Here is an 18884-nt window from a genome sequence, read left to right on the forward strand (position 1 = left end):
AAATAGCCCTTCGTTTCTCACGAAAGGCTAATCAATTAAATATTTTTATCTATATGTCTTAAACCATCTATCGTATAAGGATTTCCACGGTAGCGTCGTGCATCCATATACAGTTTTAAATCTGTGTCATATTCATCAGTTTCATCCACTTGTTTAAATCCTATTGACCATAAGGTTTGACGGATCTCTTCTTGTAGAAGTTTAACCACATCATAATTAGGACCACGAACATCAATTTGATATAGATATTCGGTTGTTAAATTATTATCACTTGCGTAGGTTTCGGGTTGTGGGGAGACAAGAGGGTCAATCAATATATAATGATTCGACCTATCTGCCGTCTCGTCATATGTGTAAGCTCGAATTCGACCTGTACAATGTTGAGCAATTGTTGCGTTGTTCAATAGATATTTTTTTAAAGTTTTCAACATATCAAACATTTACAAGTCTCCTTCCAATGATTGCTTTATAATTTCTCTGAATGGTCGTTCAGTCATAAACATTGTTCTAGCAATTGCACCTTTACCTCTTGGGTTTGGGTTTTTAATTGTTCCCCATTCGTTTAAATGTATAATCGCATAGCGGTTCATTGAACCATGCCAGTGAACTTTAACCATTCTTGTTTTCCCGTGAACATAATAAGGGTCAGTAACTGAAACTTCATGAATACTTGCTCCTGTATCACGGAACACTTCAAAATTCGCTTTCAACACATTTACAAAGTATTTAGAGCCTTTGTTCAATGCTTTATCTTGAGCTTTAAGCATTTGGGCTTCTCCGTACTTTTCGCCAATCTGCCTAAGCATTTGGTGAACACCTTTAACGTCTACGCTCATTCTGAAATCTTCCCAATAATCTTAATGTTCCTATGGTTATCTGTATCATCAAAGACTTGTTGAATATTGTATTTTTTATTCCTATATTGCGGTAGTTGAATTTCAAAATACATATCATCAGTAATTTCTATATTAATAGGATGATACGTAACCATAGTTAAACTAGCTTGATTGTTCGTCATGTCCAAATCTTTCTTTGATGGTTGATAAACATTAGCAAAACACTTAAAAACGACCTCTTCCACAGTTTCACCAGGAAAAAAGTCGTCTGTCGGTGTTGCTTTATAAAATGCAACTGGCGTTCTCATGTCGCCACCAGTCACAAATTCATTACGTTGTAGTGCCATCATCTGACACCTCCATGTTCATGATTTGGAATTGAACAATACTAGATAAAAAATTATTGTGGAATTCCTCTAGTTTATCGTTGAATACATATCTTGTACGTTCATAAACTAATTCACGACCTAATGAGCATTGTTCCATATCGAAGTCCCCACATTTTGCTTTAATATCTTCATAAGACATCCCTAAATCGTTTTTAATACGATCATCTTCGATATCATAAAAAATTCTATTACGATTTTTGAATTCTTCCACATGCGTATCAGTAATCATTTAAATCACTTCGATTCTCTAACTCGTTCTAAGAAAGGTCCTTTAAAACCATTCGCAGACAAAGTTTTTTCAACTTCATCTGCACGTTTCACTGTCATTTCTACTTTGTCTCCTGCTTTAAGAGACTTTGCTAATTGCTTATCGTTGTAGTTTTTTAACACTTTATAATTGGCCATTATATACACCTCCTATGCTGTCGGCTCAGTTGCTGCAGCGTCAGTTGATGTAGGCGCGCCGAATGAACTGAAATCAACATCATATACAAATGAAGTTTTGTTATCATCGGGTTCTGCATATAAGAACTGTTTCGCCGTATACAAGTCCATATCTTCTAATGCTAATGTTTGGTCGAACTCACGAACGATTACTTCACTACCAGCATAGAAGTTATAACGTGTTTTATCGAATGCTACTGCTTTACCTTGAGGTACAAATTCAGATTGCTCGAACGTCACGTTAAATGGTACCGGACTTACAAATTGGCCATTGTGTAATTGCATGAATGCAATACCAGTGTAGATATAGTCTGCAGGGTTTAACGCAATAACAACGTTATTTAATACGCTAGCACCTTTAGAACGTTTAACATTACCGTCTTTATCATAGTATTCTTTAATTGATAAGTTTTTGATAATGTTACCAATTTCTTTAATTGATGTTTCTGCATCAGCTAATGTTAATGTTCCTGCAGAAGTTTTTTCTGATACCGCACCGTTTGTACGATTAATTTCATTCATTAATCCTACTGGTTGGTTTTTAGCAGCACCTAAACCTTGAATAGCAGTTTTTTCAATTGCTACTGCGAAAGCTTCTTTGATTTGTGCACGTACATAACGGTCAACCCATTGCACACCTGCATCTTTTAAATCTTTTGGTACTACAACAAATGCAGTTGCTTTACCTAATGTAACGTCTTGTTCAAAGAATGAAGCCTCTAGTTGACCTTTAATTTCTGAGAACACTGGACCCCAAACAACTTGACCTTCTGGCACTGAACGAATCACACGTGCACGTAATCCAGCACGTTGAATTGTGATATGTTTCAATAATGGGTGTTCAGTTTCAATATCTTCAAAGATACGATCAACAACTGTTTCAGGTAATAATTCTCCATCTTTCCAGTTAGTATCAGTATTTACATGGTCTTCTGAAACTAATGCGTTGTAGAATTTCTTTTCTTCGTTAGTTAAACGGTTAACATTACGCGCATTTAATACTGCGTTGTCACCTTGTTCTTGTTTCATGTCTTTACGAATAGCGTTTGCTAATTCTTCAGAATAAGCATTCATATATTCTGTGTATTTTTCTTTCACTTCTTCATCAGAAGCTTTAGAACTCATATTCGAAAACTCTTTTAATAATTGTTGAGAGTTTTGAAACTCTTCTCGATTTTCTAAGTCAATTGCCATAATTAAATTCTCCTTTATTATTTAATATTCATATTGAATAAACGTGCAAAACTGTTTTCTGCAGGTTTACTTTCCGTTTGTTTATTCGGTTCGTCTGAACCTTTGTCATTACCTTTTTTAACTTCAGCTAAAATTTCTTCTAATTTGTCCATTACATCTTCAACAGTGATATCATTTGTTTCTTTTGGTTGTTGATTAGGATCTTCGTTATGGTATCTAGCCATGAATTTGTCACCTCCCAAGATTGTTGATGTGGTTGCAGCTGCAACTCTTGAGTTCTCAGTAATATTGTCGATTAAACCTAATTTTTTAGCCTCTTTAGCAGTTAGCCATGTTTCTTCATCCATATAGTCTTGAAGAATCGCATGGTCTATGTCAGGGTTTTTATCGACATAACTGTTAAATACAACACTGTTAATGCGTTCTAAATCTTCCGCTTGCTTTTTAAAACTTCTTGAATCACCTTCACCAATCGTCCAAGCATTATGTACCATTAACATGGCGTTACCCGGCATATTAATGGTGTCGCCTGCCATTGCAATCACAGAAGCAATACTTGCAGCAAGGCCATCAACATTAACTGTGATGTGAGCATCAAAACGTTTTAACATGTTGTAAATCGTTACACCACTGAAAACATCGCCACCATTACTATTAATATTCACAATGACTTCATCAACATCTCCCATAGCTTTTAATTGATCACGCACATATTGTGGACTAATTGTCATACCTTCAATTGTTGCGCTATCAATCAATCCGTAGATGTCGATTTCGTTATTCGCCATTTATATCACCTCCTTCATTACCTGTAGATTCTTCATCTACAGTTTGATAGTTTTTAGTGATAATAAACTTCTGCATATCTTCACTTCCGATAGGCTCAAAACCTGTAAGCACTCGAATTTCATCTCTATTGAAAGAACCACTTGCAATGAGTTTGTCTACTGCTTCACTCACTTCAAGTGGTCCTTTTTGGTCGATACTTATAGCTTTAATTCTTTTACCTTCTTTATATCCTCGTTCGCTAAACAATTTAGCATTCAATTCATCGGTTATTTTTTCAATAATCGGTTTGATACAGAACTTCATATAATTATCAGTCATTGCTTCTATATCTGCCGTATCTCCATTAATCAATCCAACTGGTATTCCTAAGTTTCTAGCAACATAACTTAGTAACTGGTTAGGTACTTTAGCCATATCATCGATTTGTGATGTGTTTTTTGTATTACTAGATGTATGTTCTTCATACTTATAACCTTTTTGAACTGGAACAATAGCTATGTCATTATTTTCAAATGCTTTATATGCATTATTAATAAATCTCTGCATGTCCTCATTGCTTGCATTGGTTAATGGTGTATTAGCCTCCATTCCTAAGGTAGCTCTAATTTGGTTACTCATTAAATTAGACTTAATCATTCGACCAAAGATATCACCATAATCATTAAACAAGCCATATAACATATTTGTAATTGCTTCATTGTTGTATTCAAGGTATATCACTTCACTCATTCTAAATGAACGTTCAAACTCGAACTCACGTACTATGACGTGGTCAAATATATCATCATAGAGTGCGTATTCCTCTCTCACAAAGTCATCTGCAATAACTAAATCCTTTGAATCAGTAACAACAATTAACACTTCATTATCATAAATCAACTTTCGTATTACCTTTTGCCAAAATGTTGCAGCACTTTCATCAGTATTTGGCCTAACATTCAATTTATAGTGCGTTGTCGAAGATGTATCTTTACTTTCACTATCAATAATTTCAAATTTAGTTTGACTAATTGTTCTAGCTATATGATTTATACACGTATCTAATGCCCACTTTTTTATGTAAGCTTTGTGTGACGTCTCATGTAACAATTCAAAATCATAACTAAATTCGATTGCTTCATTCCTGCCCATAATTCTGTCGAATATACTCAAAATCCCACCTCCTAAAAGCTAATATCTGCCATGATAAACGGTTGATCATACTCTAATATCTCATCTGCACGATAAAGTGCGTGTAACATGGCATGGAAACCATCAGTTTTACGTCTAACTTCATCTTTTTTGATGTATTTCTTACTACCATCTGGCTGCATTTTGACTGCCACATTGTTTGTGAACCATCTCATCAATGGATTGTCCCCAAAGGTAATTTGTTTCTTAGCAAACATGGTGTCAATTCTAGGTGCGAGCAAACCATGTATAGCAGTTGGATTTTTAATCACTTCTAATGGAATCCCTGCCTCTTCAAATGGTCGTCTAACAATATCTGTTCTGAAGTTATCTGATATGACTTTCGTTAAATTGTATTTACTTTGTTGTTGTAAAAACCAATTAACAATGTATGAAATATCAATGACGTCATCATCAACGATTGTTAATAAACCATCATCTGCCCATTGCTCAATCGGAGGCTCAAGATGTATTGTTTCTAAAAATTCACGTCTGATAAACGAATGTGTTAACCAGTAATACTCGTCATTATCTCTAAACAATAAGCCCACACTGGCAAAATCTCGAACTAACGCGTAGTCGAGACCTCCAATGCAGGCTTTATTTTCGAGATTAGGTAAAGGTTTATTCGTAGCTTTGATTTCTTCCCATGGCGCAACAACTTTTTCTTCATCGACTTCAGGTAAGTTCATACGTTTTGTCATGAATTCTGGTTTATTTGAGCGATTGATATGCAAAACATTATATTCTTCTTTAATTTTTCTTTTTAAATTCTTTGCATATCCTGTTAATGGTGGGTGTAGCATTGGGTTAGCTTTTTCCCACATCGTTTCATCATCAACTTCTTTAGGATCATCAAGTTTACAATAAAATGGGAAAATCCTATCTTCTGTATTCTTGCCTTCCAACACTTCTAAGATTCTATCTTTCATGTCATCCATAAAGCCTTCACGGACAAAACCGTCAGTTGAAATGTAAAACGTTCTGTCATGCAGCACTTTTCCTAAACCACCACGTTTGACGTTTACCATATCCGCTGTTTCATAAATAGCAATTTCATCAAAGATTACACAACCTTCACGACCACCATCTTTAGTTTTAGTATTAGAAGTGTTATATCTAATAATTGAACCAGTAGAACGGTTTTTAATTTCCGTTTTACTTACTTCATAAGGTGCTTTAGGTCGTTCTCCTGTTTTATTGCGCTTATTTTCTAATAAAACGTCGTATATCTCATTGAATGATGTTTTTGCTTGTTCTTCGCTGTTCGCAACTATTGAAATATCGTATTTTTTAATACCATGTATTGGTGTAGTAAAGAAATCACTTATTGCACTTATAAAACCATTCTTACCTGCACCTCTGCCCATAAATAAAGCGAATTCTGTGAAGTATGGGGTATCTAACTCTTCATCCATTAACAATAAAAAAGCAATGATGAATTTCTGAAACGGTTGTACTGGAAAGTACCATTTATTGATAAATTTGATACACTTATCTATCTTTTCATCATCAAAGTAGATATTATCTTTCACTAAAACATGATTTTCTAAATAGTTAATCAGATCAATACGTTCTTGATTTAAAATGATTTTACCGTCACACCATTGTTGAATGTATTCATCTACATATTTGTTACGAATCATACATAATCATCTACTGGTTCATCAGTTTCAACTGGTTTAGCATCTTTAGGTAATAAATCGGTTAATTGTTTCATCACACGTTGATAAGATTGGTCACGTGTATTGTACAAACGAGCAATTGGTCGTTCACGCTCATAGGCAGGTACATTTTGAGATTGTTGGAACATGTCGTATTCGCCATTCTCTTGAATATCTTCCCACATATAGTTCAACATCACTCGCATACGTGCTGCTTGAATGATAAGACCTTGAACTACATTCTGTTTTTCTTGTGGGATATCTTTGAAGATGGCATGTAACCTTTTTTCTTCTTTATCGACTAACTTTTCACGTTCTTTGCGTTGTTTTGCAGTTAATTGCATTTAATTCACTCCTTTCTATTTTATTGGGCGGGGTTAGGGTTACATATGAAAGAATTATGAAAACTTGCAAAATCGAGCCCTCACGCCGTTCTCCCTGAAATAAAATTTTGTTCATTTGTTTTAATGGGGGGCGGTAATTATACATGTTCTAAATAATCTTTATAAGTTCTTTTAGTTCTTATTTGATATAAAGTACTTCTTGAAATATTAAATCGATTACAAACTTCTTTTATATTTTTATTACTTCGATAATAGTTGTAAATATTAATAACTTTTTCTTTTGATAAAGGTCTGAAATTAATATTTTCCTTCAAAGCATGATTATTATTTTCTTCACCTGTAACCCACTCTAAGTTTTCTACATTGTTGTTAAATTTATTTCCATCAATATGATTAACTTCTTCTTTATTTAGTGGATTATCAATAAAATAAAGAGCAACGAGTCTGTGAACTCGATGCCCTTTTCCATTGAAAGAAACTCTTTTATATCTACCATCATGTATCCATTGTGCCAATATTCTATTGGTATGTTTGTTACGAACGTTACCTTTACTTGATACTTGGTAATTTGTTTCGCCTACATCCTTCCACACTTCTACCATCTTTCATCTCTCCATTTAATTTCTTTTGGTTTGAATTGATTTCCACCATATTGAAATCGTTGATGTCTTTTGTTGTGACAAGCTCGGCACAACGTTCTTAAATTATCAGGTTCCAATTTCAAATCCGGCCTATCCTGTAACTCTTCTATGTGATCTATTTCAAGCTTATCTGTCGTTACTCTACCTTCTTCACGACACCAAGTGCATTCGTAATTATCGCGCTTTAAAACTTGTTGTCTAACATCTTCCCAAGATTTACTATTGTAGAATCGTTTACGTTCTTTGTATTCATTGTAATCTTCCATAGTTAAACCTCTTATATAACAAAGAAAGACACACCACTATGTGATGTGCCTCATGTATTCGTATCGTATGACTCTAGTATAATGTTATTGATATGACTAATGCACACATGGTTCGATTGGTTCGATGTGTTCGATTGGTTCGATTAATCATATGTGGTACGCACTTTTAGTGTACCTCTTAATCATATAAGGATACTACCTTTTGTACGACCCTTTAATCATAGTAACCTTGTTGTGCATCCATGTATACATTGACTATCTCATTAACACATCCATAGAATGTAGACTTGCTCTTTATCTCCATGAGTTCCATGATAGTCTTATGCTTGATACCTATCTTAATCAATTGTAGTATGTGATAGTTCATATCATCTGTTACATATTCCTCGTACTTATCAATGAACTGTAGCTTGTTGAGTAGCTTTACATTACGTCGATAATCTCTATTCCTATCTAACACTTTGACTAATACCTTATCACCTGTACCACCTTTAGCTTTAGGCATTACTGCTTCTATACCATACTGTGCAGTAGATGTACTATCTGCATCATATACCTGTGCTTCAATAATATTACGCATCCACTTATAATTGTCTATCATGTTTCTTACTTCGTCACGTGTATACATCTACTACCTCCGTTACCTACATTTAGTACCAGGTACTAATAATAGTATAAATTATAAAGGTACTAGAGTAAATTAGTACCTTTACCTTAAATATATATATAATTAATTTTAAACTCTTTGCATTCTTCCATAGCAATCCTTTTTCAGTTTGACAAAAGAATTGTTATCCATTTGACTTTGTACATACTCTGAACGCCCATGTAATTGTCTTACTTTATATAGCCATGGTTTCTTTAGAGTATTTCGTGTGTCGTTACTTTTATCATTTTTATTAGCAATTTCTAAATTTTTTAAAGATTTATACTCAGCATATTGAGTACGGCTCATACCTTTAGGTACGTTAAACACTTCTTCTTCAGTCCAATTATCCCTTATTCTGTTACTAACAATACCATGATCTAAAGCATTATCTTGCATCTTTTGTAGTTCCAAGTTAGTTAGCTCTCTTTTTTCATTTTTAACTTTAATGGTAGTCTTTAACATTTAAAACATCTCCAGATTGTTTGTATAGTGTTTTTCATTTTATATCAAATCATAGTATTGAGCTACCCTACTTTTTAAAAAATTATTAATTTTTATTAAACTTGTTAGCTACCTTTTCCATTTCCTCTTGTAACTCTCTAATCCCTTCTTCACCATTATCTTTAACAAAACGAGTAAATAAGTATACGTTAGTGTATCTCAAACCGTTGTTTTCATTACGTAACATACCATTATTTCCAACAAGGAATAATATAATAACTGCAAGTATGATTGATATGATTATCCACATTAGTTACTCACCTCATCGTTTAAATGGATATGATCATGTTGGTTAAAGTCTTGTGGTGGTTTATCAACTTCATCTTCTCTATATCTGTAATGTTCAATTACTGCATTAGTCAAATACTTACCTAGCTCATACATTGCTAATGTGAATAATAGTTTTAGAATGTGTTTAATCATTGTTTGCCTCCAATAAATTTATAATTCGATCTAGCTTTTTAGCGTTATTATCAGTCTTGTTGAAAACTCTATTTAATTTGGCGTCAATTTGAAAGTTATTGTTTTCATCAGCGTCTAACGTTCCTAATTCTGCTAATGCTAACACTGAATTTTCATCAGTCATTCCATATTTTCTAAATATATCCAACATTGCTTTTGTTTGAGGATTACTCTCATACATCTTTTTATTGAAGTTAAATAACATATCATTTTTGAATAAATCTTCTAAATCTTTGTTTGGATCATTACTCATTGTCTGCCTCCTCATATTTTTTCAACGCCTCTTCCTTACTCTCTGCCTCAACCACCGTAAATGTTTGATTATCTCTCGACTGTGTAACGTGGTTGTGTTTGCGTCCTGTTGAATCTGTGAATGTTGTGATTAAATATTGTGTCATTAATGTTCTACCACTGGATAATGAACGTCTTTAATTTTTAATGAGCAAACACTGTAATAAAAGTCACCATTACCTGCATCCGCATAACATTCACCTTGTGCAATCGGATTTTGATTATGATACAGAACTACAGTAGCAAGACTTTCACTTTCTTCATATGGATAATCCTCAAATTGAGGACGTGTAATTTCGTCTTCTATTTTCACGTTAGTAATAACTGCGTCTAGCTTTACATTCGTCCATGTTCCCCCAGCTTGTGCACAGCAGTCTTGTTCACTTTCAACTATTTCAATTACTGTTCCATCATCTAGCGTTAATGTTTCATCGGTCCAAGCAGTTACTTTTTTATATAATATTTGTTCTTTTATTTCTTCAAAGTTTTTGTAATTAATACCGTACATTCCCACTCACTCCTTACTAACCATTTTAATTTTCTCTATAAAAATAAATGCTAATATCACAATATAGGCAGAAGTCATATGATATTTTTCTGCAAACGCAACAGTAATCAAAAGAATGATAAACATTATTAGTTTATATATATTCAATTTGAAATCATTCTTTTTATCAGTTTCCAAATACTTATCGAATACAAAACTGAAAATCCCATATGACAATCCTCCCAAAACTATAATGAATATATGATTCACTTCCCCAGCACCTCGCTTAATCTTTCTTCTTAAATTTCAAAGTCACTACATCTCTAAAATGTTCATTTCGTGTATGTGTTTCCGAAAGTTTATATTTAGTAACCATTTCAATAACTTCATAATCTATAAGATTCAAATGAGAAATGTGTATATTAGTTTCATCTTTGCCCTCAAATAATCTTCTCAATATTTTGATTGTTGGGTGTTCAAAATTCACTTCCCCAGCACCTCCCGAATTTTAGTCAGAATATCTTTATCTTTCGATGTCTTCTGATTTGATGAAGCTCCCGTCTTTTGACATGACTCCTGTTCTGTCTTTAATCTCTCCATAAGCTTGTTCTAAACACTCCCGTAACGTCATATTATTTTGTTGTGCCAATATCACTAAAGTAACAACAACGTCTCCTATACCGTCTCTAAGAGCGTCTGTGTTGTCTCTGCATAGTGCAGCAGCAACCTCACCCATTTCTTCGCTTGATTTAGCATACTGTGTAAAGCTATTACCTTTATCAAGTCCTTTATCGATACTCCATTGTTCTACTGCTTTTACTAATTGATCTAATTGATTAGTCATTAATTTTCCTCCTGGTATTTAATTAAAATGTATGATCGTTCTCTATTGTTTGCGTTCTCAAAATGATTAACTGAATAACCTAACACTTGTGTATTTGGATATTTCAATAGGTGATGTTCTAATTGTTCTGTTGCTGGTCTGTTATCGTCGTCATCAAAATCTCTGAACTCTTTAATTTTCCACATCACTACCACGCTCCAATATCAAAATTTCTCTTTCAATTTCTTTATATTCTTTTAATAGAATTTCGATATTTTCTATTTGTTTAGTATCTAACGTGTATCGTTGTCTCACTTTTAATACACTTATTTTTTCTGCTATGAAATTTAAAATTGTTTCATAATTACTTACCTTCTCATAAACCTTGCTTATCTCACTCAACAACTCATCTGTATCATTGCCATTAAATGCCCCTGCACTAATAACAGCTTGTTCAATCTGTTCACGGTTAGTCATCACTCTTCACGCTCCATAAAGATGTTATTGTTCAATTCCATTCCGACATCAACCTTTTTACTGCCTTTACCGAATTCTTTTTTTAAATCTTCCTCTACACTCTTACAGTAGTTGTCCCATGCCTTTGCTTTTTTCTCTGCTTCTCCAATACGCTCACGCAACGTCTTAATATCCTCTAACATTGCGTCGTAGCTTTCTTGTGATAATGTTACTGGCATTCCACTCACTCCTAAAATAAAATTAATTGCTTATCTTTTTCCAAACTTAATCCGTACTGCTTAATGTGCTCGTTAAACTCCTGCTCACTGTTAAACGTCAACTTGATACCTGACCACTTCGTCTTGTGATGACCGTGTAGGTAATACACACCATTCACTATGTGCATATGCGCCACTCTTTTATCATCTTGATACAAGTAACGTTTAGTGCCAAAGTATTGATTGAGGAATGCTTTTTTACTCATCTCATACACTCCCTATTACTTTTGATGTGTTCTCCTTTTACTTTCATTGTGACTTTGCTTCCAACCACCTTAACCACAAAACCTTGCACGCCTTTCTTACGTAACTCACTTTGTATCTGAGTTGGTGTCTTACCTGCAGTATCGTATTTATAACGTTGGTTGATCGTTGAGGATAGTTCTAATGTGTTAGTTGTCATTGTGCTGCCTCTCTTTCGACTTCTTCGATAGGTACCTTAACTGCTATTGTGTAGCCACCCTTTTCGTCAGCTCGCTTAACATATCTATCTAACGCAAGACGATTAATACTTTCAGGTTGTACCTTTAAAAATTTTGCGCACTCTTCACGTGTTCCGTGTGTTAACATTTCATCGTCGTGATATATGACAAAATCGTATCTAGCTTTGTTCGGCATCGTTTTTCTCTAACTTTTCTATTAATCTACCTGCATAGTCATACGCTTTTTTGATATCTTCTTTTTCATTGTCTTTTCTGCCACTACGCACAGGGTATTTAATCATATTGCCCTTCATATAGCCTTTGAATTCTTCAAATGAAAGTTGTTGATATAAGAATTCGATCACGTCTATCCCGTCACTACCTTGATAATGTTTCGGTGTACGATTAGATACATCTATTGATTCATCTAACTTCTGTGTAAATGGTAAGTCCACAACAACAAAATCGTCATTATCAGTTAGTCTGTAGGTTTGTCCATTATGCATAATCAAGTCGGTGAAATCCTCACCAGTCACTAAATTTTTGCAACGTTGAGTATACTTACCATATTGCGACTGTCCATTATATCCTATGAACTGCACCCAATCGTTAGACTTTAAGTCTTTAATTTTCATATCTCTATCCCCTTTGCACTCTGCCGTAGCAGTCTGTTTTAATTTTCGCGGTTAAATTCTTTGCAACTAGATTCTCAAAATACTTACTACGCACTCTATGTTTATCTAACAAAGCTTTTCGTTCCATATCTTTCTGACGCGCTTTTACTTTTCTTCGTTGTTCGGTTAACATGTCTTGTTCATGCTGCGCTTTATATTTATTCGCTAATGCTTTCTCTCTGTTATATTCATCTCTAGTCATTCCTAACGCTGCGTCAACGGCGTCTTCCAAATTCCAACCTAACGCTATTCTTGAGCGAACGTTTTTTCTTTCTAATTTGTTGGTTTCCATTTTTTTCAAATGTCTTTCGTTTATTTCATAAACTCTACCGTCAACTATCATCTTGTCTGGTTTCTTGTTCATTTACTCCACCCTCTAAAATTCTTGTATAGATACATCAGTTATTCTGTGATAGTCCTGAAAAATGTCTGTCGGACTATCTTGAATATCTTTGATTAATTGTTCTCTGTTATTTGTTTCTTCTTGTATAATCACTTTGATTGTGACTTCTGCATTTACTGTTTCTTCTGGCATTTAATCCACTTCCTTTATGACCATGACGATTTTCGATTCTTCGCCATACATCTTAAAACTATCTATATGCACAACTTGGTTATCATCGTTCCAAATATGCTCATTTGCAGCGTCCAATACTGTTTTGATCAAGTTATCTACATCTGGTTTAGTTCTCTTATATGTGCCTATCGCGATTAACTTTTGTTTCTTAGACCAGCTTTTAGGTGGCTCAAAGTAAAAGTACAATGACACTTTCAACTTCTTATCTGTTAATAGTTTTGGCATTTGCTCCTGTATATACGTCTTATGCTTTGTATATGACGTTGGCATGTATGTTTGAACAAATCTGCCTGTATTACGAAAGCGTGGACGTGGCGAACCGATAGGTTTCTTGTATGTCTCGTTAAATTTAATTTCTATTTCCATGTGCCACCTCTATAAAAATTCAAATAAGTTTGCTTGTAGTCCTAATTCTTTTTCGTATTTAAGGTCATGCACGCCCTTAAAACGTTTTAGCTCACTATCTGTCATAATTTTCTTGTCGTCGCTAAAATGAGCGCCTGTAAGCGAGTAAACCTCATTTACATCATCTTCATACTTGATGACCTTAATGTCTTCTGTGCCATCTTCTCTATATAGGTAATACCTTTCGATAATTCCCATCTTTATCCCTCCATTTTGTCTCATTCATGATTAGCTCCTGGACGTCTTCATATTCATCAAACGGGGATATTGTTCCATTTCCTAGCAATCTTTTGACTGCCCAGCCCGATTCGATAATTGTTTTAGCTATGAATGGGTCGTTTTGATAATCTTCTCGGTACATAACGCCTAGTAATTTTTGATATTCAACTACTTTCATGTGAAAAACCTCTGCGTTTTCTTGTAGTATTCAAATTCAATTACACCGGTTTCACCGTCTTTATTTTTAGCGATGTTACATTCAACAATGGATTTACCCGAAATATCTTCATCATCTCGGTTGTAATAATCATCACGGTATAACAACATAGCTAAACTTGCGTCTGCCTCAATACCGCCTGCCTCTTTCATGTCTGAAAGCATTGGTCGTTTGTCGTTTCTCGTTTCTACACCACGACTTAACTGAGATAACAAGACAATGATTGCACCAGTTTCGTTAGCTATTATCTTTAAATCGCGTGAAATTTTCTCGATACCGTTACGACGATCTAACTTGCTATCCGTTTGCATGAGTTGTAGGTAATCGATGAATATAACTTGTTGCACATCTTTATTTTTCATCGCTTGTTTACGTACATCGTGTGTCGTGATATTGCTTTTGTCGTGAATATCTATATCAAGTTTGAGTATTTTATCTGTTGCAGTAGTCAATCGTGTTAACTCATCGGGGTCAAGGTCTTTAATCTCCTTGATACGAGTTAACTCGATACCAGTTTCAGTCGATAACATACGTTTTAATACAGACACGCCAGTTGTTTCTAAACTAAAGAATGACGTTTTATATCCTTGAGACGCTATATTAAGCAACATATTAAGCGCAAAACCTGTTTTTCCTACTGACGGTCTCGCAGCAACTACAATCAACTGTGTAGGCTCTAAACCACCTATTTTGTAGTCCATTAACTTGTAACCTGTGTTGATTTGTTGTTTAGGTTCTTCGCTATATAGTTCTTCGACAAAATGGTCTACAATTTTCTTTGTTCCACTATCATCAGTAGCACTAATCAAACTGACCTTTTGTAGTTTGTTAAGCATCTCATCGAAGTTGTGCATGCTTGGTTCAGAATTGAATTCTTCTAGTACATTTTGTGTTTGATCTATTTGATAAAGGTTTAATAAATCTTGCTGATATCTTTCAAAAAATCCGTAACCTATAAATTTTGAGTTATATAATTTTGATATTGTCTCGAAATCAAGAAACGATTTATCTTTGGTAGTCTTTAGATAAATTTCGTTGTGGTCGACCTTGCCTACATCAAACACATACTCTATAAATGACTTCATACCATGATGAGTGAACATTTCAGGTTTAACTCGTAACTTTTCTACAAGTTCTGGTTTTTGAAGTAAGCTAGCGACGATGGTACTTTCAATTTCTTGTCGTTCATTCATCGTTACTCACCTCAAACTCATTCAACTTCTTTCTGAAGTCATCCAGTATCTTTTTACGACGTGCTACATATTCCGGGTCATTCTTCATTCTCCAACGATGTTTCGCAGTCTTTTCATCAACTGGTTCTTCTTTAACTGTCTTAGGTTGTTTTTTTAATATATGTGGTAATTTAGGAGGATACGTATTACCATCTTTGATGTAACGTTTAGCCATTTGTAACGACGGTTCATAATCTCCGTCTTCTACTAGAAAATTAATCCATGTTTTAGCTTTACTTTCACTTTTGTTAAACCCCATATCATATACATCTTCTAATAGTTTCAATATGGCCGCTGCCTCTTTTGTAGTCATTGGCAATTGCTATCCCTCCTTTATTAATTTGTCTAAAAAGTTTTCTTCGTCTTCTTTTTGTTTAATGGTTTGGTTCAAGTATTTATCAAAGTTACTTTTTCTAAATAACGTTGATGGCTGTAAATAATCTTTCATAGAATCAACATTGATCCATTCACTTACTTTGTTATCTATCACTTTTAAGAAATCTTCTTTTGAGTATCCCTCATTAAATCTAGCTTTGATTAGTTCTTGATTTGCTTTAGCTCTAAAATTAAATTTCTTGCCTGTATATCTATTTAGATATTCAATAATCTCTTTGTATGTGAAGTGGTCGACTCTATTATTGTTATTCTTAATACTGTTATTCTTAATACTGTTATTCTTAGTACCTACGTTTTCTACCGGTAAGTTTCTTTCCGGTAAGTTTTGTACCGGTACAAAATGACTTGATACGGAATTGTGGTTAATGGTATATATATTCTTACTAAAACCGTTGTCTGTTCTTTCTCTATCAACAAAAAGATATCCGTTATCTTCTAACTGCTTTCTATATTTTTGAAATCGTTTTTCACTTATTTTAAGTTCGTGGCATATTAGACTAACGCTAGGAAATGCTGTTTCATTAGATCCAGCATACGATGATAAATAGCTATATAATGCCTTCGCCTCTATATCAAGGTTTGTATCTTTCATAACGTTTTTAAAAACTAAACCGTATCCGGTCAGATTGCTTTTTAATTTATTTGCCATTCTTTTCTCCTTTCAACATTCGGTTGAGCTTTTCGTCCACATCGACCCAACTGTCATGTAATTTGTATTTCTCGTTGAAACTGTCTATACCTATTTGATGCTGTTCTCTGTGGTGACTTGGGCATAGCGCTAATACTTGATTGCCTATATGATTAATCTTGCGTCTGTTACGTCCTCGTCCTACTGCGTGATAATGTACAAGTTCAGCATTTGATTTTTGGCATATCACACAATGTCTATTCACTGTCGACCAATAAAGATAAGATCTATCATTCTTAAGTAAGTCGCTCGTTTTATAGCTAAGAGGTATATCGTTATAAAACATCCAGTCCAACGTTACTTCTATAACTTGGCTTGCTTGTGTACGTGTGCAATCACTTAATGAAATACCCTTATCGTAGCCATAAAGGACACAAACGTAATCCATGAACAAATACCTCATATAGTCTCTAGGTTGTCCTGTGTGAGCCTCTATATCGTTACAGAGTGCAAATATCTTTCTGCGTTGTTTATCTGTGATTTTGAACGGGTCTACGACCTGCACATCAACTTCTACTTCTAAACCGTTATCGAGTAGTAATGTTTCTTTGTTTCCTAGCTCCACACCCTCGATGACAACGGTTGTCGTGCCGTCATCTTGAGTGATGTAATTTTTAATTTGAGCCATCCAATCAGTCCTTAAAACGGTAACGGATCATTAGAGATATCTGCACCATTACCAAAAGGATTATTACCACTTTGAGCTTGACCATTTTGTTGTTGTGGTTGGTTATTAGATTGGTTATTACCTTTGCTATCCATGAATTCTATTCTGTTAGCATTTACTCTTACTACTGAACGGTTATTGCCCTCTTTGTCAGTGAAACGATCTTGTTTGAGCGTTCCCTCAACTCCAATTTTGCTACCTTTACCACAATAGTTATTGAGTAGTTCAGCAGTTCTGCCAAACGCTACTACATCGAAAAATGAAGTGTCATCTTTCTTAAATGGATTATCTACTGCCATTGAAAAGTTAGTGACTTGTGTTTGTCCTGCTTGTTTAAGTTCCAAATCTTTTGTTATCCGTCCTGTGATTACTACAATGTTAGTCATTTGAATTCTCCTCTTTATCTAATTGTTTTAGTCCTGCCTCTAATTTTTGATGTGCTATTGCAATTTCTTTTTGATTTACTTTGTTTATGTTACTAATGCCTAGCCAACGCATTGTTTTATCAAGTGTTGCGTCTCTACCTTTTTCTTGTGATAAGGTTACAAATTGATTAATTTTATCCTCTAACTCAGTAATTGCATTGTCGCTTGCACTTGGTACTTCTTCACCGTTATAGATATAAAGACCTAATCCGTGAAGTGCTGCAGCTTTCACGAAACAACGCTTTTGAGCTTTGTTTATATCAAATGTTGTTGCGTTACCTTTAGGTAGTGACTTATTTTTGAAGTCCAATACTGGTAACCACTCTGTTTCAGTCTGACCTTTAACAGTCACTGACACTTGTACAAAATAACCCTCTGGTGTAGCTAAATATGGTACAAAATAGTTTTCTAAAGGTATATCTGGGTGTGGGAATTCATGTGTTTTAACTGTGTAATTGCTATCTATTTTCTTTAATTCTTGATGTGCATAAGACCACGCAAGATAAGTTAAACCGTTTTTCTTTTCTACATGATCGTTTACATCCTTACTGTTTAATTGATTGAATAATGTTTGTTCAGTCATACTCAACCTCCTCATATTCAGTTGTTTCTTTAACGATTTTCTTAATAGCTTTGTGTTTAGTCATGTCAATTACTGTGTTATCCATACCATCGAAGTCTTTAGCGTCTCGTCTATTAGTTGAGTATTTGATATCTGGAAAGTTTTCACTAGGGCGATTAGTAATATATAGTTCGTCGTCAATGTCTTTACGTTTAATGAGATAAGTCACTGTCTCTTTCATCTGCACACTCCCCGTTCGAAATTTGAAACATTCTTTTATAAATTTCTCCTAAATCTTTATACATATTGATTTCAGATTGCATAATTCGTCGTTGACGCTCTAATTCTTCATCACGTTCAGCTAGTTGAGATTTAAGTCGCCATTCGTTTTGCCATGCAATTTTGAGTAGCCTTAATAGTTTTTCTTCCGTTTTATTCATAGTTGACTACCTCCGTTTATTTTGATTTAATTAAGTTGTATATTTTGTAAATCTTGCGTTTTTGACTGTTTGCTAATTGCCGTTAGCATTCAGTCTTTTTTATTTGAAAAAACTCATATTCGAAAAACACAAATGCAGCGATACTGATTAACATTACGATTCCTAATGCAGTTGTGAAGTAGATACCTGCAAATGTGAGTGCTAGTGAAAATGTGAACCATGTGAGTAATGCGATTAAGAATGATTTATTCATTGGTAGTCCTCCTTTATCTGTAT

42 protein-coding genes are annotated in these 18884 nt (G+C 34.3%); all 42 read right to left on the reverse strand.

What is annotated here, in order from left to right; translation table 11 throughout:
- Nucleotides 1-35: 35 nt before the first annotated feature.
- Nucleotides 36-440, reverse strand: a complete 405-nt coding sequence (locus Q4528_RS02335; RefSeq protein WP_072291787.1) for a hypothetical protein — start codon at nt 438-440, stop codon at nt 36-38.
- Nucleotides 441-836 (reverse strand): hypothetical protein, encoded by a 396-nt coding sequence (locus Q4528_RS02340; protein WP_072291786.1) that lies wholly within the window; start codon nt 834-836, stop codon nt 441-443.
- Nucleotides 833-1186 carry a phage head-tail adapter protein gene (locus tag Q4528_RS02345; protein ID WP_237450951.1) on the reverse strand — a complete coding sequence of 118 codons (354 nt, stop codon included), beginning with the start codon at nt 1184-1186 and terminating at the stop codon, nt 833-835. The genes Q4528_RS02340 and Q4528_RS02345 overlap by 4 nt, the downstream gene beginning before the upstream one ends.
- Nucleotides 1167-1436, reverse strand: a complete 270-nt coding sequence (locus Q4528_RS02350; protein ID WP_303520404.1) for a hypothetical protein — start codon at nt 1434-1436, stop codon at nt 1167-1169. The genes Q4528_RS02345 and Q4528_RS02350 overlap by 20 nt, the downstream gene beginning before the upstream one ends.
- A gap of 23 nt (nt 1437-1459) precedes the next feature.
- Nucleotides 1460-1630 carry a hypothetical protein gene (locus tag Q4528_RS02355; protein WP_177244129.1) on the reverse strand — a complete coding sequence of 57 codons (171 nt, stop codon included), beginning with the start codon at nt 1628-1630 and terminating at the stop codon, nt 1460-1462.
- Nucleotides 1631-1642: 12 nt separating this feature from the next.
- A complete protein-coding gene (locus Q4528_RS02360) occupies nt 1643-2863 on the reverse strand; it encodes a phage major capsid protein (RefSeq protein ID WP_072291784.1) in 1221 nt (406 codons plus the stop codon).
- A 17-nt stretch (nt 2864-2880) separates the two neighbouring features.
- Nucleotides 2881-3651, reverse strand: coding sequence for a head maturation protease, ClpP-related (locus tag Q4528_RS02365; protein ID WP_072291783.1), 771 nt, complete (start codon nt 3649-3651; stop codon nt 2881-2883).
- A complete protein-coding gene (locus Q4528_RS02370) occupies nt 3641-4804 on the reverse strand; it encodes a phage portal protein (RefSeq protein ID WP_029056521.1) in 1164 nt (387 codons plus the stop codon). Before Q4528_RS02370 ends, Q4528_RS02365 begins: the two co-directional genes overlap by 11 nt.
- An 11-nt stretch (nt 4805-4815) precedes the next feature.
- Nucleotides 4816-6468: a terminase TerL endonuclease subunit gene (locus Q4528_RS02375; protein WP_303520408.1), complete on the reverse strand. Its 1653-nt coding sequence runs from the start codon at nt 6466-6468 to the stop codon at nt 4816-4818.
- On the reverse strand, nt 6465-6830 hold the full coding sequence (locus tag Q4528_RS02380; protein ID WP_072291780.1) for a hypothetical protein: 366 nt from the start codon (nt 6828-6830) through the stop codon (nt 6465-6467). The genes Q4528_RS02375 and Q4528_RS02380 overlap by 4 nt, the downstream gene beginning before the upstream one ends.
- Before the next feature lie 137 nt (nt 6831-6967).
- Nucleotides 6968-7432 (reverse strand): NUMOD4 domain-containing protein, encoded by a 465-nt coding sequence (locus Q4528_RS02385; protein ID WP_029056519.1) that lies wholly within the window; start codon nt 7430-7432, stop codon nt 6968-6970.
- On the reverse strand, nt 7426-7737 hold the full coding sequence (locus Q4528_RS02390) for an HNH endonuclease (protein WP_096807833.1): 312 nt from the start codon (nt 7735-7737) through the stop codon (nt 7426-7428). The genes Q4528_RS02385 and Q4528_RS02390 overlap by 7 nt, the downstream gene beginning before the upstream one ends.
- 214 nt (nt 7738-7951) lie before the next feature.
- A complete protein-coding gene (locus Q4528_RS02395; RefSeq protein ID WP_029056517.1) occupies nt 7952-8365 on the reverse strand; it encodes a hypothetical protein in 414 nt (137 codons plus the stop codon).
- A 108-nt stretch (nt 8366-8473) separates the two neighbouring features.
- On the reverse strand, nt 8474-8848 hold the full coding sequence (locus Q4528_RS02400) for an SA1788 family PVL leukocidin-associated protein (protein WP_017636903.1): 375 nt from the start codon (nt 8846-8848) through the stop codon (nt 8474-8476).
- Nucleotides 8849-8933: 85 nt separating this feature from the next.
- A complete protein-coding gene (locus Q4528_RS02405) occupies nt 8934-9137 on the reverse strand; it encodes a DUF1514 family protein (RefSeq protein WP_017636904.1) in 204 nt (67 codons plus the stop codon).
- Nucleotides 9137-9310, reverse strand: coding sequence for a transcriptional activator RinB (rinB, locus tag Q4528_RS02410; protein ID WP_141768793.1), 174 nt, complete (start codon nt 9308-9310; stop codon nt 9137-9139). Before rinB ends, Q4528_RS02405 begins: the two co-directional genes overlap by 1 nt.
- A complete protein-coding gene (locus Q4528_RS02415) occupies nt 9303-9602 on the reverse strand; it encodes a hypothetical protein (RefSeq protein ID WP_072291779.1) in 300 nt (99 codons plus the stop codon). Before Q4528_RS02415 ends, rinB begins: the two co-directional genes overlap by 8 nt.
- Nucleotides 9595-9747 carry a DUF1381 domain-containing protein gene (locus tag Q4528_RS02420; RefSeq protein ID WP_072291778.1) on the reverse strand — a complete coding sequence of 51 codons (153 nt, stop codon included), beginning with the start codon at nt 9745-9747 and terminating at the stop codon, nt 9595-9597. Before Q4528_RS02420 ends, Q4528_RS02415 begins: the two co-directional genes overlap by 8 nt.
- A complete protein-coding gene (locus Q4528_RS02425) occupies nt 9747-10148 on the reverse strand; it encodes a DUF7448 domain-containing protein (protein WP_072291777.1) in 402 nt (133 codons plus the stop codon). Before Q4528_RS02425 ends, Q4528_RS02420 begins: the two co-directional genes overlap by 1 nt.
- A gap of 265 nt (nt 10149-10413) precedes the next feature.
- Nucleotides 10414-10614: a hypothetical protein gene (locus Q4528_RS02430; RefSeq protein WP_072291775.1), complete on the reverse strand. Its 201-nt coding sequence runs from the start codon at nt 10612-10614 to the stop codon at nt 10414-10416.
- A gap of 36 nt (nt 10615-10650) precedes the next feature.
- Nucleotides 10651-10971, reverse strand: a complete 321-nt coding sequence (locus Q4528_RS02435) for a MazG-like family protein (protein WP_072291774.1) — start codon at nt 10969-10971, stop codon at nt 10651-10653.
- Nucleotides 10971-11156: a hypothetical protein gene (locus Q4528_RS02440; protein ID WP_072291773.1), complete on the reverse strand. Its 186-nt coding sequence runs from the start codon at nt 11154-11156 to the stop codon at nt 10971-10973. The genes Q4528_RS02435 and Q4528_RS02440 overlap by 1 nt, the downstream gene beginning before the upstream one ends.
- On the reverse strand, nt 11143-11427 hold the full coding sequence (locus Q4528_RS02445) for a DUF1024 family protein (protein WP_072291772.1): 285 nt from the start codon (nt 11425-11427) through the stop codon (nt 11143-11145). Before Q4528_RS02445 ends, Q4528_RS02440 begins: the two co-directional genes overlap by 14 nt.
- Nucleotides 11427-11645 carry a hypothetical protein gene (locus Q4528_RS02450; protein ID WP_096807834.1) on the reverse strand — a complete coding sequence of 73 codons (219 nt, stop codon included), beginning with the start codon at nt 11643-11645 and terminating at the stop codon, nt 11427-11429. Before Q4528_RS02450 ends, Q4528_RS02445 begins: the two co-directional genes overlap by 1 nt.
- Before the next feature lie 11 nt (nt 11646-11656).
- Nucleotides 11657-11890 (reverse strand): SAV1978 family virulence-associated passenger protein, encoded by a 234-nt coding sequence (locus Q4528_RS02455; RefSeq protein ID WP_072291770.1) that lies wholly within the window; start codon nt 11888-11890, stop codon nt 11657-11659.
- On the reverse strand, nt 11887-12087 hold the full coding sequence (locus tag Q4528_RS02460; RefSeq protein ID WP_072291769.1) for a hypothetical protein: 201 nt from the start codon (nt 12085-12087) through the stop codon (nt 11887-11889). The genes Q4528_RS02455 and Q4528_RS02460 overlap by 4 nt, the downstream gene beginning before the upstream one ends.
- The gene (locus Q4528_RS02465; protein ID WP_072291768.1) at nt 12084-12302 is read right to left on the reverse strand and encodes a hypothetical protein; all 219 of its coding nucleotides are present in this window, start codon (nt 12300-12302) and stop codon (nt 12084-12086) included. The genes Q4528_RS02460 and Q4528_RS02465 overlap by 4 nt, the downstream gene beginning before the upstream one ends.
- Nucleotides 12286-12741, reverse strand: a complete 456-nt coding sequence (locus tag Q4528_RS02470) for a DUF3310 domain-containing protein (protein ID WP_072291767.1) — start codon at nt 12739-12741, stop codon at nt 12286-12288. The genes Q4528_RS02465 and Q4528_RS02470 overlap by 17 nt, the downstream gene beginning before the upstream one ends.
- Nucleotides 12742-12745: 4 nt before the next feature.
- Nucleotides 12746-13144 (reverse strand): hypothetical protein, encoded by a 399-nt coding sequence (locus Q4528_RS02475; RefSeq protein WP_072291766.1) that lies wholly within the window; start codon nt 13142-13144, stop codon nt 12746-12748.
- A gap of 12 nt (nt 13145-13156) precedes the next feature.
- The gene (locus Q4528_RS02480; protein ID WP_177244128.1) at nt 13157-13315 is read right to left on the reverse strand and encodes a hypothetical protein; all 159 of its coding nucleotides are present in this window, start codon (nt 13313-13315) and stop codon (nt 13157-13159) included.
- Entirely contained in the window at nt 13316-13723 is a 408-nt protein-coding gene (locus Q4528_RS02485; RefSeq protein WP_072291765.1) for a RusA family crossover junction endodeoxyribonuclease, read from the reverse strand.
- A gap of 9 nt (nt 13724-13732) precedes the next feature.
- Nucleotides 13733-13960, reverse strand: coding sequence for a DUF3269 family protein (locus Q4528_RS02490; protein WP_072291764.1), 228 nt, complete (start codon nt 13958-13960; stop codon nt 13733-13735).
- Nucleotides 13929-14159 carry a hypothetical protein gene (locus tag Q4528_RS02495; protein WP_072291763.1) on the reverse strand — a complete coding sequence of 77 codons (231 nt, stop codon included), beginning with the start codon at nt 14157-14159 and terminating at the stop codon, nt 13929-13931. The genes Q4528_RS02490 and Q4528_RS02495 overlap by 32 nt, the downstream gene beginning before the upstream one ends.
- Entirely contained in the window at nt 14156-15391 is a 1236-nt protein-coding gene (locus Q4528_RS02500) for a DnaB helicase C-terminal domain-containing protein (RefSeq protein ID WP_303520413.1), read from the reverse strand. The genes Q4528_RS02495 and Q4528_RS02500 overlap by 4 nt, the downstream gene beginning before the upstream one ends.
- Nucleotides 15384-15743, reverse strand: a complete 360-nt coding sequence (locus tag Q4528_RS02505) for a replicative helicase loader/inhibitor (protein ID WP_232515352.1) — start codon at nt 15741-15743, stop codon at nt 15384-15386. The genes Q4528_RS02500 and Q4528_RS02505 overlap by 8 nt, the downstream gene beginning before the upstream one ends.
- 9 nt (nt 15744-15752) lie before the next feature.
- Nucleotides 15753-16418 (reverse strand): conserved phage C-terminal domain-containing protein, encoded by a 666-nt coding sequence (locus Q4528_RS02510; protein ID WP_237450950.1) that lies wholly within the window; start codon nt 16416-16418, stop codon nt 15753-15755.
- A 46-nt stretch (nt 16419-16464) separates the two neighbouring features.
- Nucleotides 16465-17142, reverse strand: a complete 678-nt coding sequence (locus tag Q4528_RS02515; RefSeq protein WP_303520414.1) for a putative HNHc nuclease — start codon at nt 17140-17142, stop codon at nt 16465-16467.
- Nucleotides 17143-17153: 11 nt separating this feature from the next.
- On the reverse strand, nt 17154-17567 hold the full coding sequence (locus Q4528_RS02520) for a single-stranded DNA-binding protein (RefSeq protein ID WP_072291906.1): 414 nt from the start codon (nt 17565-17567) through the stop codon (nt 17154-17156).
- Entirely contained in the window at nt 17560-18189 is a 630-nt protein-coding gene (locus Q4528_RS02525; protein ID WP_072291905.1) for a Sak single strand annealing protein, read from the reverse strand. The genes Q4528_RS02520 and Q4528_RS02525 overlap by 8 nt, the downstream gene beginning before the upstream one ends.
- A complete protein-coding gene (locus tag Q4528_RS02530; RefSeq protein WP_072291904.1) occupies nt 18182-18409 on the reverse strand; it encodes a DUF2483 family protein in 228 nt (75 codons plus the stop codon). The genes Q4528_RS02525 and Q4528_RS02530 overlap by 8 nt, the downstream gene beginning before the upstream one ends.
- The gene (locus tag Q4528_RS02535; RefSeq protein WP_072291903.1) at nt 18381-18608 is read right to left on the reverse strand and encodes a hypothetical protein; all 228 of its coding nucleotides are present in this window, start codon (nt 18606-18608) and stop codon (nt 18381-18383) included. Before Q4528_RS02535 ends, Q4528_RS02530 begins: the two co-directional genes overlap by 29 nt.
- A gap of 82 nt (nt 18609-18690) precedes the next feature.
- Nucleotides 18691-18861 carry a DUF1270 family protein gene (locus tag Q4528_RS02540; RefSeq protein ID WP_177244156.1) on the reverse strand — a complete coding sequence of 57 codons (171 nt, stop codon included), beginning with the start codon at nt 18859-18861 and terminating at the stop codon, nt 18691-18693.
- Between the last annotated feature and the right edge of the window lie 23 nt (nt 18862-18884).

Origin of the sequence: Staphylococcus pasteuri (assembly GCF_030547725.1) — a bacterium.
Taxonomy (GTDB): domain Bacteria; phylum Bacillota; class Bacilli; order Staphylococcales; family Staphylococcaceae; genus Staphylococcus; species Staphylococcus pasteuri.

Bases quoted from the DNA above. Each gene is read 5' to 3' on its own strand.
- Q4528_RS02335 (WP_072291787.1), bottom strand. From the start codon at position 440: ATGTTTGATATGTTGAAAACTTTAAAAAAATATCTATTGAACAACGCA.
- Q4528_RS02340 (WP_072291786.1), bottom strand. From the start codon at position 836: ATGAGCGTAGACGTTAAAGGTGTTCACCAAATGCTTAGGCAGATTGGC.
- Q4528_RS02345 (WP_237450951.1), bottom strand. From the start codon at position 1,186: ATGATGGCACTACAACGTAATGAATTTGTGACTGGTGGCGACATGAGA.
- Q4528_RS02355 (WP_177244129.1), bottom strand. From the start codon at position 1,630: ATGGCCAATTATAAAGTGTTAAAAAACTACAACGATAAGCAATTAGCA.
- Q4528_RS02360 (WP_072291784.1), bottom strand. From the start codon at position 2,863: ATGGCAATTGACTTAGAAAATCGAGAAGAGTTTCAAAACTCTCAACAA.
- Q4528_RS02365 (WP_072291783.1), bottom strand. From the start codon at position 3,651: ATGGCGAATAACGAAATCGACATCTACGGATTGATTGATAGCGCAACA.
- Q4528_RS02375 (WP_303520408.1), bottom strand. From the start codon at position 6,468: ATGATTCGTAACAAATATGTAGATGAATACATTCAACAATGGTGTGAC.
- Q4528_RS02380 (WP_072291780.1), bottom strand. From the start codon at position 6,830: ATGCAATTAACTGCAAAACAACGCAAAGAACGTGAAAAGTTAGTCGAT.
- Q4528_RS02385 (WP_029056519.1), bottom strand. From the start codon at position 7,432: ATGGTAGAAGTGTGGAAGGATGTAGGCGAAACAAATTACCAAGTATCA.
- Q4528_RS02390 (WP_096807833.1), bottom strand. From the start codon at position 7,737: ATGGAAGATTACAATGAATACAAAGAACGTAAACGATTCTACAATAGT.
- Q4528_RS02395 (WP_029056517.1), bottom strand. From the start codon at position 8,365: ATGTATACACGTGACGAAGTAAGAAACATGATAGACAATTATAAGTGG.
- Q4528_RS02400 (WP_017636903.1), bottom strand. From the start codon at position 8,848: ATGTTAAAGACTACCATTAAAGTTAAAAATGAAAAAAGAGAGCTAACT.
- Q4528_RS02405 (WP_017636904.1), bottom strand. From the start codon at position 9,137: ATGTGGATAATCATATCAATCATACTTGCAGTTATTATATTATTCCTT.
- rinB (WP_141768793.1), bottom strand. From the start codon at position 9,310: ATGATTAAACACATTCTAAAACTATTATTCACATTAGCAATGTATGAG.
- Q4528_RS02415 (WP_072291779.1), bottom strand. From the start codon at position 9,602: ATGAGTAATGATCCAAACAAAGATTTAGAAGATTTATTCAAAAATGAT.
- Q4528_RS02420 (WP_072291778.1), bottom strand. From the start codon at position 9,747: ATGACACAATATTTAATCACAACATTCACAGATTCAACAGGACGCAAA.
- Q4528_RS02425 (WP_072291777.1), bottom strand. From the start codon at position 10,148: ATGTACGGTATTAATTACAAAAACTTTGAAGAAATAAAAGAACAAATA.
- Q4528_RS02435 (WP_072291774.1), bottom strand. From the start codon at position 10,971: ATGACTAATCAATTAGATCAATTAGTAAAAGCAGTAGAACAATGGAGT.
- Q4528_RS02440 (WP_072291773.1), bottom strand. From the start codon at position 11,156: ATGTGGAAAATTAAAGAGTTCAGAGATTTTGATGACGACGATAACAGA.
- Q4528_RS02445 (WP_072291772.1), bottom strand. From the start codon at position 11,427: ATGACTAACCGTGAACAGATTGAACAAGCTGTTATTAGTGCAGGGGCA.
- Q4528_RS02450 (WP_096807834.1), bottom strand. From the start codon at position 11,645: ATGCCAGTAACATTATCACAAGAAAGCTACGACGCAATGTTAGAGGAT.
- Q4528_RS02455 (WP_072291770.1), bottom strand. From the start codon at position 11,890: ATGAGTAAAAAAGCATTCCTCAATCAATACTTTGGCACTAAACGTTAC.
- Q4528_RS02460 (WP_072291769.1), bottom strand. From the start codon at position 12,087: ATGACAACTAACACATTAGAACTATCCTCAACGATCAACCAACGTTAT.
- Q4528_RS02465 (WP_072291768.1), bottom strand. From the start codon at position 12,302: ATGCCGAACAAAGCTAGATACGATTTTGTCATATATCACGACGATGAA.
- Q4528_RS02470 (WP_072291767.1), bottom strand. From the start codon at position 12,741: ATGAAAATTAAAGACTTAAAGTCTAACGATTGGGTGCAGTTCATAGGA.
- Q4528_RS02475 (WP_072291766.1), bottom strand. From the start codon at position 13,144: ATGAACAAGAAACCAGACAAGATGATAGTTGACGGTAGAGTTTATGAA.
- Q4528_RS02480 (WP_177244128.1), bottom strand. From the start codon at position 13,315: ATGCCAGAAGAAACAGTAAATGCAGAAGTCACAATCAAAGTGATTATA.
- Q4528_RS02485 (WP_072291765.1), bottom strand. From the start codon at position 13,723: ATGGAAATAGAAATTAAATTTAACGAGACATACAAGAAACCTATCGGT.
- Q4528_RS02490 (WP_072291764.1), bottom strand. From the start codon at position 13,960: ATGGGAATTATCGAAAGGTATTACCTATATAGAGAAGATGGCACAGAA.
- Q4528_RS02495 (WP_072291763.1), bottom strand. From the start codon at position 14,159: ATGAAAGTAGTTGAATATCAAAAATTACTAGGCGTTATGTACCGAGAA.
- Q4528_RS02500 (WP_303520413.1), bottom strand. From the start codon at position 15,391: ATGAATGAACGACAAGAAATTGAAAGTACCATCGTCGCTAGCTTACTT.
- Q4528_RS02505 (WP_232515352.1), bottom strand. From the start codon at position 15,743: ATGACTACAAAAGAGGCAGCGGCCATATTGAAACTATTAGAAGATGTA.
- Q4528_RS02510 (WP_237450950.1), bottom strand. From the start codon at position 16,418: ATGAAAGATACAAACCTTGATATAGAGGCGAAGGCATTATATAGCTAT.
- Q4528_RS02515 (WP_303520414.1), bottom strand. From the start codon at position 17,142: ATGGCTCAAATTAAAAATTACATCACTCAAGATGACGGCACGACAACC.
- Q4528_RS02520 (WP_072291906.1), bottom strand. From the start codon at position 17,567: ATGACTAACATTGTAGTAATCACAGGACGGATAACAAAAGATTTGGAA.
- Q4528_RS02525 (WP_072291905.1), bottom strand. From the start codon at position 18,189: ATGACTGAACAAACATTATTCAATCAATTAAACAGTAAGGATGTAAAC.
- Q4528_RS02530 (WP_072291904.1), bottom strand. From the start codon at position 18,409: ATGAAAGAGACAGTGACTTATCTCATTAAACGTAAAGACATTGACGAC.
- Q4528_RS02535 (WP_072291903.1), bottom strand. From the start codon at position 18,608: ATGAATAAAACGGAAGAAAAACTATTAAGGCTACTCAAAATTGCATGG.
- Q4528_RS02540 (WP_177244156.1), bottom strand. From the start codon at position 18,861: ATGAATAAATCATTCTTAATCGCATTACTCACATGGTTCACATTTTCA.